At 63.3% G+C, this 11094-nt stretch carries 9 protein-coding genes; 5 read left to right on the top strand and 4 right to left on the bottom strand.

Annotation, left to right across the window (positions count from 1 at the left end; all coding sequences use genetic code 11):
• Positions 1-70 precede the first annotated feature (70 nt).
• Together xylF and xylA are read right to left on the bottom strand one after the other, a co-directional pair.
• Positions 71-1099, bottom strand: a complete 1029-nt coding sequence (gene xylF / locus AB3X95_RS30480) for a D-xylose ABC transporter substrate-binding protein (protein ID WP_176107254.1) — start codon at positions 1097-1099, stop codon at positions 71-73.
• Between the two features lie 129 nt (positions 1100-1228).
• Complete coding sequence (gene xylA, locus AB3X95_RS30475) at positions 1229-2551, bottom strand: xylose isomerase (RefSeq protein WP_368623294.1); 1323 nt, start codon at positions 2549-2551, stop codon at positions 1229-1231.
• A 322-nt stretch (positions 2552-2873) separates the two neighbouring features.
• On the opposite strand from xylA, the gene AB3X95_RS30470 reads away from it, so the two are divergent.
• The 3 genes from AB3X95_RS30470 to AB3X95_RS30460 all read left to right on the top strand — a co-directional run bounded on the left by AB3X95_RS30470 (position 2874) and on the right by AB3X95_RS30460 (position 5726).
• On the top strand, positions 2874-4094 hold the full coding sequence (locus AB3X95_RS30470; protein ID WP_368623293.1) for a XylR family transcriptional regulator: 1221 nt from the start codon (positions 2874-2876) through the stop codon (positions 4092-4094).
• A gap of 34 nt (positions 4095-4128) precedes the next feature.
• A complete protein-coding gene (locus AB3X95_RS30465) occupies positions 4129-5223 on the top strand; it encodes an aldose epimerase family protein (RefSeq protein WP_368623292.1) in 1095 nt (364 codons plus the stop codon).
• Positions 5224-5414: 191 nt separating this feature from the next.
• Positions 5415-5726 carry a DUF4148 domain-containing protein gene (locus AB3X95_RS30460; RefSeq protein ID WP_176107250.1) on the top strand — a complete coding sequence of 104 codons (312 nt, stop codon included), beginning with the start codon at positions 5415-5417 and terminating at the stop codon, positions 5724-5726.
• Between the two features lie 188 nt (positions 5727-5914).
• Here the strand turns inward: AB3X95_RS30460 and AB3X95_RS30455 are convergent, their stop codons facing one another.
• Entirely contained in the window at positions 5915-6226 is a 312-nt protein-coding gene (locus AB3X95_RS30455) for a hypothetical protein (protein WP_368623291.1), read from the bottom strand.
• Positions 6227-6457: 231 nt separating this feature from the next.
• Here AB3X95_RS30455 and AB3X95_RS30450 point away from each other — a divergent pair, with 231 nt between their 5' ends.
• Together AB3X95_RS30450 and AB3X95_RS30445 are read left to right on the top strand one after the other, a co-directional pair.
• Entirely contained in the window at positions 6458-7279 is an 822-nt protein-coding gene (locus tag AB3X95_RS30450) for an oxaloacetate decarboxylase (protein ID WP_368623290.1), read from the top strand.
• Positions 7280-7462: 183 nt separating this feature from the next.
• On the top strand, positions 7463-8098 hold the full coding sequence (locus AB3X95_RS30445; protein ID WP_368623289.1) for a helix-turn-helix domain-containing protein: 636 nt from the start codon (positions 7463-7465) through the stop codon (positions 8096-8098).
• Positions 8099-8121: 23 nt separating this feature from the next.
• Here the strand turns inward: AB3X95_RS30445 and AB3X95_RS30440 are convergent, their stop codons facing one another.
• Positions 8122-11094 carry an FAD-binding and (Fe-S)-binding domain-containing protein gene (locus tag AB3X95_RS30440; protein ID WP_368623303.1) on the bottom strand — a complete coding sequence of 991 codons (2973 nt, stop codon included), beginning with the start codon at positions 11092-11094 and terminating at the stop codon, positions 8122-8124.

The raw sequence follows: 11094 nt of genomic DNA, 5'->3' as shown, positions 1-11094 counted from the left end.
CCGATGTTCGAGCACGCTCCCGGGCGCGATGGCCCGGGAGCGTGGCGTTCACATCACACCCGTCTCAGTGTTATTTGCTCGCGAGTTGCTCTTGCGTGTAGAAGCCGTCCTTCACGACGGTGTCGAGGTTCGCCTTCGTCAGCTTGGTCGGCTGCAGCAGCACCGTATCGACCTTCTTCTTGCCGTTGTCGTACTGCGCGTTGAACGCCGGCTTGTCACCCTTCGCCAGAGCGACCGACAGCTTCGCCGCTTCGCCCGCGATCAGCTTCAGCGGTTTGTAGACGGTCATCGTCTGCGTGCCGGCAGCCACGCGCTTCACAGCCGCGAGGTCGGCATCCTGACCCGAGATAGGTACCTTGCCCGCGAGGCCTTGCGCCGCGAGCGCCTGGATCGCGCCGCCAGCGGTGCCGTCGTTCGACGCGACGACTGCGTCGATCTTGTTGTTGTTCGCGGTCAGTGCGTCTTCCATGATGCGCAGCGCGGTCGATGCGCTCCACTCCGGCACCCACTGCTGCCCGACGACCTTGATGTCACCCTTGTCGATCGCCGGTTGCAGCACCTTCAGCTGACCTTGGCGCAGCATCTTCGCGTTGTTGTCGGTCGGTGCGCCGCCGAGCAGGAAGTAGTTGCCCTTCGGCCGCGCGTCGTAGACGCCCTGCGCCTGCATTTCGCCGACCTTCTCGTTGTCGAACGAGATGTAGGCGTCGATATCCGCGTCGAGGATCAGGCGGTCATACGACACGACCTTGATGCCCGCTTTGCGTGCTTCGGCCACCACGTTGCCGAGCGTCTTCGAGTTGAACGGCACGATCACGATTACGTCGACGCCACGCGAGATCAGGTTTTCGATCTGCGAGATCTGACGCTCTTCGCTCGCATCGGCCGATTGCACGGACACCTTCGCGCCGAGCTTTTCCGCCGCGGCGACGAAATAGTCGCGATCGCGCGACCAGCGCTCGACGCGCAGATCGTCGATGCAGAAGCCGATTTCCGGATGATCCTTGCTGGCGTGCGCGAGCGGCGCGGCGAGCGACAGGCTGGCGAGTACCGCGCCGCACAGCAGCGAGCTCAGTACGTTACGACGCATTGCGAACTTCATTTTTGTCTCCTTCGTTAGTGATCGCCGGAATACCGGACGTTTCGGTCTGCGCTGCGAGCCGCAGACTCGGACAAGCGACAACCCACAGCTTGCTGGTGCGCGCGATCCACGTGGCCGCGCAATCTTTATTCAACGTCCGCTATAAATCGCCTGATTTACGATGTTTTCCATCTGTTCCTGCTGCCCGCTCACATGCCGCGGCTTCAGATCGCGCGCCAGCGTGTCCTCCGCGAGCGTCGACAGCGAATACTCGCCGGACAGGATCTTGCGGCCGAATTCGCCATCCCAACCCGCGTAGCGTTGCCGCTTGAACTGTTCGAGGCGCTCGTTTTCGACCAGCACCACCGCGCGTTCGAGGCCGAGCGCGAGGTTGTCGATCGCGCCGATGTGGCCATAAAACAGGTCTTCGGGATCGACACTCTGGCGCCGCAATTTCGCATCGAAGTTCATGCCGCCGGTCGTGAAGCCGCCGTGGCGCAGAATCTCGTAGAACGCCAGCGTCAGTTCCTCGACGCTGTTGGGGAATTGGTCGGTATCCCAACCGTTTTGCGGATCGCCACGATTCGCATCGATGCTGCCGAAGATGCCGAGCGCAAACGCGGTCGCAATTTCGTGATGGAACGAGTGGCCCGCGAGCGTCGCATGATTGGCCTCGATGTTGACGCGGATCTCCTTGTCGAGACCGTGCTGCAGCAGGAAGCCATGCACGGTTGCGACGTCGTAGTCGTATTGATGCTTGGTCGGCTCCTGCGGCTTCGGCTCGATCAGCAGGGTGCCCTTGAAACCGATCTGGTGCTTGTGCTCGACCACCATGTGCAGGAAGCGCGCGAACTGCTCGCGCTCGCGCACGAGGTCGGTGTTCAGCAGCGTGTCGTAGCCTTCACGTCCGCCCCACAACACGTAGTTCTCACCGCCGAGGCGCAGCGTCGCGTCGAGCGCATGACGCACCTGGGTCGCCGCAAAGGCGAACACCTCCGGATTCGGATTGGTCGCGGCACCGGCCGCGTAACGCGGATGCGAAAACAGATTCGCGGTGCCCCATAGCAGCTTGACACCGGTATCCTGCTGCTTGCGCGCGAGGTAGTCGGACACGCGCAGGAAGTTCTCGCTGTATTCCTTCACGCTCGCGCCTTCGGGCGCGACGTCGGTATCGTGGAACGTGTAGTACGGCGTGCCGAGCTTCGAGAAGAATTCGAACGCGGCGTCAGCCTTCTGAAGCGCCCGCTCCATTGCGTCGCCGGGTTGCTGCCACGGCCGCCGGAACGTGCCCTGACCGAAGATATCGACGCCCGGCCAGACGAACGAGTGCCAATAGCACACGGCGATACGCAGATGCTCCTCGAGCGTCTTGCCGAGTACCTTCCTGGTTTTGTCGTAGTGACGGTACGCGAGCGGGTTGTCCGTTTGCGGGCCTTCGTAACGAATCTCGGGAATGTGTTCGAAGTAGGACATCGGCGTCTCCAGTTGGCCCGAGTTGCCGCAAAGCGACTACTCGGGTCCCATGAAAGGTTTTCTTTGCATTCTTCACCGCGACCCGCGCGGTTTGGCCGTGCAGGCCGACGAGGTGACGCCATGCTGCCGCTTGCACGATGTGCCGGCAATTGCGAAATTTCGCAGCGCGCTTGATGTTTCTTACCGCCGGCGCGTTTGTTTGCTGCCGGCGCGCGATTCGACGCCTAGAATAGCCAGACGCTTAAAAACGGAGTTGCCCCCAGGCACCCGACACAATGGAGACAAAGGCGCGTGGTCCATCGTCCGCACGCCGCACACCGCCATGACCCGTCCACAAGCACCTCAGACAACCCATCGGATCGCGCTGCTGTTCAACGCGAACAAGGTCTACGATCGCGAGATCATCACGGGTATCGGCAACTACCTGCTGTCGACCCGCGTCGCATGGGATCTCTTCCTCGAAGAGGACTTCCGCTGCCGGCTCGCCGGTATCCAGCGCTTCGACGGCGACGGCATCATCGCGGACTTCGACGATCCCGCTGTCGGCGAAGCCCTGCGCGACTGCCCGCTGCCGGTGGTCGCGGTCGGTTCGTCGTACGAGGATCCGACGCAGTACCCCTCGGATTTACCCTATATCGCGACCGACAACAGCAAGCTCGTGTCGCTCGCGTACACGCATCTGATCGGCGCGGGCCTCGAAAACTTCGCGCTGTACAGCCTGCCGCAGGCGCAGGAAAACCGTTGGGCGCAACAGCGCGAACTCGCCTTCGCGCATCTGCGCAGGGCGGACGGACACAGCGCGGCGCAGATCGATAGCGAAATCTATCGCGGTCTGTCGACGAGCGCGCCGTCCTGGAACCAGGCGATCGAACAGCTGACCACGTGGCTGCGGCAACTGCCCAAGCCGGTCGGCATCATCGCGGTGACCGACGCGCGTGCACGGCATTTGCTCCAGGCCTGTCTGATCGCGGGCATTCCGGTGCCCGAGGAAGTCGCGATCATCGGCATCGACAACGATCCGCTCACGCGCACGCTGACCCGCATTCCGCTGTCGTCGGTGATTCAGGGCACTGAGGAAATGGGCCGTACCGCCGCGCACATCCTGCATCAGATGCTGCACGGCGCGCGCTTTCCGGGGCGCCGCATTCTGGTGCCGCCGGTCGGCATCAACGTGCTCGAATCGACGCGGCATCAGCCGCTCGCGAGTCCGTACGTGATGCGCGCGCGCCATTTCATCCGCCAGTACGCGTGCCAAGGCATCCGCACCGAGCAGGTGGCCGACTATGTGGGCGTTTCGCGTTCGTCGCTCGAAGAGTATTTTCGGCGCGAGCGGCAATGCACCGTGCATCAGGAGATCCTGCGCCACAAGCTCGACGTCGCGAAGTCGCTGCTGGCGAAACGCGATGCGTCGAGTGCGGAAGTCGCGATTCGTTGCGGCTTCACGTCGCTGCAATACATGTACGCGGTATTTCGCCGCGAACTCGGCTGCACGCCGCGCGAATACCAGGAGCGCGTGGGCCCGAAGACGAAAACCACTGGCTGAGCATGCTTTTCTATTTTTTCTTCGCACTGACCACATGATCAGCATCGCACAACTCTCTTCCGAACCGTGGGGCACGCTGCCGGGCGGCGATCGAGTCCGGCTCTATACGCTGCGTAACGCACACGGCATGAAAGTCGCCATCAGCGACCTTGGTGCGACGCTGGTTTCGTGGCACGCGCCGGATCGCGCCGGACGTCTCGGCGACATTCTGCTCGGCCACGACACGCCCGCCGAATACGTGGCGGCCTCGACCTACATGGGCGGACTGATCGGCCGCTGGGCGAATCGCATTGCGGGCGCGCGCTTTGCGCTCGACGGCATCGAGTACACGCTGGATCGCAACGAAGGTCCGAACCTGCTGCATGGCGGCACGGTCGGTTTTCATCGCGCGTTGTGGGACGTCGCCGAGGACGACGGCGCGTTGCTGATGCGCCTGGAGTCGCCCGAGGGCGACGCCGGTTTCCCGGGCAACGTGACGGTGCAGGTGCGCTATTCGCTCGACGACGACGGCACGCTGACGATCGGCTACGAAGCGATCACCGACGCGCCGACGCCGCTCAATCTGACCAGCCATCCGTACTTCAACCTGACCGGAAGCGCGGGCACCGACATTCGCGGCCACGTGCTGTCGATCGACGCCGAGCGCTTTTTCGAAGTCGACGCGACGATGATTCCGTGCAAGCTCGCCGACGTCGCGGGCAACGCATTCGACTTCCGGCAGAGCGCGCCGATCGGCGGACGGCTCGACTGGCCGCACTCGCAACTCGCGCGCGCTGGCGGCTTCGATCATTGCTACGTGCTGCGCGAGGCGCCGGCAGACGCGATCAGCGGCGACGATGGCCACGCGCTGCCGCTGCGCGAAGTTGCCTGCGCATACGATCCAGGCAGCGGACGCGAACTGACCGTCGCGACCGATCAGCGGGGCTTGCAGTTTTACACGGGCAACGCGTTGAACGGCAATCCGGGACGCGGGGGCGTTCGCTATCAACGGCACGCCGGCTTGTGCCTCGAGGCGGGCGGTTTTCCGAACGAGGTCAATATGGCCGGCCACGACGAAGTGATCGTGCGACCCGGCGATACCTACCGCCAGGTCACGACTTACCGCGTCGATGTACGCGAAGGCGTGTGACTGGATTTACGGGCGCTTTTCCGGTGTTTTACGAACACCGCGACGGCCAGATTACAGTTCGCCGACTAGCCGTTCTCTGCAATACTGAATTAGTCGACTAGTGGTTTTCCCGAAGTACGCACCCTTCTAGACTGTTTTTATGGCGCCGGCATCCCTGCGGCGCCGGATACACAACTACGGAGGGAAACATCATGAAATCGCTTATCCAGGCAGTTGCGCTTACGGCCGTGATCGCTGCTGCGCCGGTCGCGTCGTTCGCGCAATCGGAACAGCCGGTCACGCGAGCCGAAGTCAAAGCGGAAGTGCAGCAACTCGAACAGAATGGCTATAACCCGGCCATCTCGCTCGATGCCCAGTATCCCGCGGACATTCAGGCGGCCGAGGCACGTGTCGCCGCGATGAACGGGAACGGACAAGCCAATACCTCGGGTTACGGGTCGCCGATGGGCGGATCGTCGCAATCGGGCCATCATCCGATGGTAGTAAATCCGGACGGTCAATAACGAGTCGCAAACGTGTTGCGAATGTCCGCAGCGAGGAAAGATTCGTGAGTTAGCGGCTTTTCCGTCTTTGCGATTTTCGCCGTTTTGTACCGATATGAAGCGAGCGCATGTTTTCAACGCATGCGCTCGCTTTTCTACTTATACGCGGCCCCACGAACCGTACCTCTAATTCCCACGCCGCCGCGGATTCAGCCAGACCGTGCCTGCGGGCATTCCGTCTGATACCAGATGTTCACCTGACGCTGCGCGCGCTCGAGACTCGCCGGATAGTCAGGATCGAAGCGTCGTTCAGGGTGGTAGCCTGCTTGCTGCAGCGCTGTCAGTTCGCTCATGCTCCGCTGATGCGTGGACGGTGCCTTGTTCTTGAGGTCGGTCAGGTCCTGGCATTGCGTTGCACTCAGATGGGTTTGCGCGCCGCCGTTCCCGCCGCCCGCGGCGCAGCCAACGAGCGTGAGCACCAACACGGCAGGGATCGACCGTATCCGCGTCGCGATGTTCATGTCGCGCCTCCTTTGGGTAAGGGACCTTCGCATTTCTGAGCCGACTTGTTCGCTGTCGGCATTTTGAATTATTCGCAACGCCCGCGAAACTCGCCACCAATTTCATCAGCCGCGCTTTCGATACGGACATAGACTTTCCCCTTGCGAATGCCGATTTGCCCCCGCATCAGTTGACCCGACGTTTTCCCCTCAACGAGGGAGCCGCGCTTCCTCATTCCAAGGAGACATGCGATGCCCCGCACCGCCGCTGAAAAACGCGCCGCTTTCCGCGCGCTGCACTCGTCTGGCTGTTTCGTGCTGCCCAATCCGTGGGACGTGGGCAGCGCCCGTTATCTGCATACGCTCGGCTTCAAGGCGCTCGCCACTACCAGTTCTGGTTTTGCGTGGTCGACCGGACACGCGGATAACACCTTGCCGCGCGAAACGATCCTCGCCCACCTGCGCGCGATCGTCGATGCGACCGATCTGCCGGTCAATGCCGACTTCGAAAACGGCTTCGGCCGCGATCCGGAAGAAGTGGCCGAGAGCGTGGCGCTCGCGGTGGCAACGGGCGTCGCGGGTCTGTCGATCGAGGACTCGACCGGCAACCCCGCCGCGCCGCTGTTTCCGGTCGACGTCGCGGTGCAACGGCTCAGCGCCGCGCGCCGTGCGATCGATCAGAACGGCGGCGATACGCTGCTGGTCGGCCGCGCGGAGAATTTCTTCGCCGGCAAGGCCGATCTCGACGATGCCATCGCGCGTCTGACGGCCTATGCGGCGGCGGGCGCGGACTGCCTGTATGCGCCAGGCATCCAGACGCGCGAGCAGATCGAAGCGGTGGTCGCGGCCGTCGCGCCGAAGCCCGTCAATCTGCTGATCGGCTCGACCTCGACGCTGAAGTTGCAGGACGTGGCCGCGCTCGGCGTGCGGCGGATCAGCGTCGGCGGCGGGCTCGCGCGCGCGGCGTGGGGTGGCTTCATGCACGCCGCTCAGGCGCTGGCCGATGGCCGCTTCGACTTCACCGGCGCGGTGCCGGGCAAGCAGCTCAATGAGCTTTTCGATCGCAACGCGTGAAAAACGCCGTGCACACAGGTGTTCGCGCGCCGCATCGACGCGATGGGAAAGTGGCGGCGTTTCCGATGAGAAAAGCTCGCGAACGCATGAATCGGCGCACACAGGCACCCGTCAAGCCAAATGTTATGATCGGAAACATTGTTCGCCCCGATCAAAGCGCATACCTGACCCGCAGCAAGCCTCATGGACACCCATCTCACCAAATCCGCCGACACCGCGTCCTCCGATCTCGGCCGGCGCGTGCGCGCCGCCCGTCAGGCGCAGGATCTGACGCTCGAAACCGCGAGCCGCCTGTGCGGCGTCTCGCGCTCGACGCTGTCGAAAATCGAAAACGGCCTGATGTCCCCCACTTTCGACGTGCTGCAGAAAATCGTGCTGGGCCTGAAGATCGAAATCGGCGAACTGTTCGGCTCGACGCCGAAAGTCAGCGCGAGCGGCCGGCGCGCGCTGACGCGCAAAAACGAAGGCCAGCGCCACGCGTATCGCGGCTATCAGATGGAGTTGCTTGCCACCGATCTCGCGCACAAGGCGATGCTGCCGTTTCGCATCCGCATCTCCGCGCACACGCTCGACGCCTTCGACGACTGGGGCCGCCACGAAGGCGAGGAGTTTCTCTACGTGATCAGCGGCAGCGTGTGCCTCTATTCGGAGCTGTACGCGCCGACACATCTGAACGCGGGCGACAGCCTCTACTTCGACAGCCGCACGGGTCACGCGGCGGTGTCGACCAGCGAGGAAGACGCCGAAGTATTGTGGATGGCGACCAATGCGGACCTTCCGCATACACCGTCTTCAGCGAACGATTCAGCGAAGAAATAGCGCGCCGTGCACGGCGCGCGCACTTAGCGCGCCGCCAGCGCGCGTTGCGCGAGTTGCGCTATATGCAGTGCGTGTCGGCCCGTACCGTGCTCGATCTGCTCGCGACAACTGAAGCCGTTGGTCAGCACGATCGTTTCCGCATTCGCCGCCATCGCGTCGCGCACGGACGGAAATAGCTTGTCCTCGCCGATCTTTTCTGACAACGCGTGATGCTCGACATTGAAGCCGAACGATCCCGCCATCCCGCAGCAGCCGGTATCGAGCAGCTTCCATCTGACGCCGAGCTTGTTCAGCAACGCCGTATCGCCCTGCATGCCGAATAGCGCCTTCTGATGACAATGGCCATGCACGATCACATCGGCCTCGAGCGTCGGCCACTCGAACGGCTGACGCGCGACGAAATCGGCAAACAGATAGGTTTGCGTGGACAGCTTCTTCGCCAACGCATGATCGGGGAGTTGCTTCAGCAACTCGTCCTTGAACACCGATAGACAGCCAGGCTCCAGACCGACCAGCGGCACGCCGGCGGCGATGTCGTCCGCGAGATCGTCGACGATATGCGTGAGCAGTTCGCGCGCGCGTTCAAGCAGACCAAAGTCGTACAGTGGACGTCCGCAGCACAAACGCTTCTTCGGCAGGACGACGCGCCAGCCCAGTTGCGCCAGCACATCAGCGGCGGCCCGCGCGATCTCGGGCGTGAAGTGGTCGTTGAACGTGTCCACCCACAGGATCACTTTCTTTGCGTCGCCGCCGCGCGCATCAAGCGCGGATGCTTGCGGCGATGCGCTCCGTCTATAAGTCGTAGCGGCAAAGCGCGGCAACGCACGGGTCTGCGCCACGCCCGCCATCCATTTGCCGAGCGCGGACAAACCGGGCGCCGTCGTCAGAAAGTTGGTCACGCGTGGAAAACGCGCGGCCCACGGCGCCCATTCGCCGATCCGCCCCATGAACAGCGCCTGACGCGGCCGACGATTGTTTTGATAGTAGTGTGAAAGGAACTCCGCCTTGTACGACGCCATGTCCGTATGCGTCGGGCAATCGGACTTGCAGCCCTTGCATGCGAGGCAGGTATCGAGCGCTTCCTTCACTTCGCGGCTGTTCCAGCCATCGGCGATCACGTCGCCTTGCAGCATTTCCCAGAACAGATGAGCGCGCCCGCGCGTCGAGTACTTTTCCTCGCGCGTGCCGCGATAGCTCGGACACATCGTGCCGCCTTCGAGCGAGCGGCATTTGCCCATGCCGATGCAGCGTTCGATCGCACGCTGAAAGCCGTCGCCTTCCTGACTCGCGAACGCGAGCTTCGTATGCAGCGTCACCGGATTGTACGCGGGACCGATGCGCAGGTTTTCGTCGGCGCGGTATGCATGCACGACCTTGCCCGGATTCAAACGATTCGCCGGGTCCCAGATCGCTTTGAACTGCTCCATCGCCTGCATCAGTTCGGGGCCGTACATGATCGGCAGAAACTCGGCCTTCGCCTGGCCATCGCCGTGTTCGCCCGACAGCGAGCCGCCGAATTCGACCACCAGTTCCGCCGCTTCGCGCAAGAACCCGCGCCACGTCGCGATACCTTCCGCGCTGCGCAGATCGAACGTGATGCGCGCGTGCACGCAGCCGTCGCCGAAATGGCCGTACAGGCTCGTCTCGTAGCCATAGCGATCGACGAGCGCCTGAAACGCGCGCAGATAATCGCCGAGCCGCAGCGGATCGACTGCGGCATCTTCCCAGCCGACCACCGGATCGGGCTTGTCGCGATCCACCGATAACGCGACCGCCGACGCGCCAGTCTCACGAATCGACCACACCTTCGCCTGCAATGCGCGATCTTCGACGAGCACCGTCGAGATTTCCGGCCCCGCCGCGCCCGACTGAAAATACGCGGCGGCGTCGCGTGCTTGTTGCAGTGCTTCATGCTGCGTATCCGCGCCGAATTCGAGCACGACCCATGCATCGCCTTCGGGCAGCAGTGCGATCTCATCCTTCTTCAGCCCGCGCGCCTGCAGGCCGCGAATGATCGCGCGGTCGAGTCCCTCGACTGCGATCGGCCCGCAGCGCATGAAATGCGGCACGGCGTCCGCCGCCGTATAGATGTCGGTGAACCCGACCACGACGATCACGCGCCTCGCCGGACTCTTCACGAGTCTCACTTTCGCCTGCAACGTGACCGCGCAAGTGCCTTCGCTGCCAACCAGCGCACGCGCGACGTTGAAGCCGTTTTCCGGCAGCAGTTGATCGAGATTGAAGCCCGACACGCGCCGCTTGATCTTCGGGAATTTCGCGCGAATCCGTTCCGCGTACGTGTCGCGCAGTTGCTTGAGCGCCGCGTAGATTTCGCCTTGACGACCACCCGCCGCGATGATGCGTTTGAGTTCTTCTTCCGAGGTCGGGCCGACCCAGAAACGCGCGCCGTCGAAGGTCGCGATTTCGAGCGCCTCGATGTTCTCGACGGTCTTGCCGGCCATCACCGAATGCGCGCCGCACGAGTTGTTCGCGATCATGCCGCCTAGCGTGCAGCGGCTATGCGTGGCGGGATCGGGCGCGAACGTGAGGCCATGCTGTTCGGCGGCATCGCGCAACGAGTCGCACACGACGCCCGGCTCGACGACCGCGACGCCCGCGAGCGGATCGATCGAAACGACGCGGTTCAGATACTTGCTCGCATCGGCGACGACCGCGACGTTTACGCACTGGCCGTTCTGCGAGGTGCCGCCGCCGCGCGGGAGAAACGGCACGTCGTTGCGACGGCATGCGGCGAGCGTCGCGAGCAGATCGTCGATATCGGCCGGTATCACCACACCGAGCGGGACTTGCCGATAGTTCGACGCATCCGACGCGTACAGTGCTTTGGAACCCTGATCGAAGCGCACTTCGCCGCGCACATGCTGGCGCAGATCGCTTTCCAGCGCCTGCAATACCGCGGCGCTGCCCGCGAAAGGCCTGGCGACACGCGGTTCATTCGAAGCGCCGCGCTCGCCGACCCGGCGCTCTTCATCCAA

Source organism: Paraburkholderia sp. BR13444, assembly GCF_040948755.1.
Taxonomy (GTDB): domain Bacteria; phylum Pseudomonadota; class Gammaproteobacteria; order Burkholderiales; family Burkholderiaceae; genus Paraburkholderia; species Paraburkholderia youngii.
Note: the sequence above shows the minus strand (reverse complement) of the source record. Positions and strands in the feature narration are given on the sequence as shown.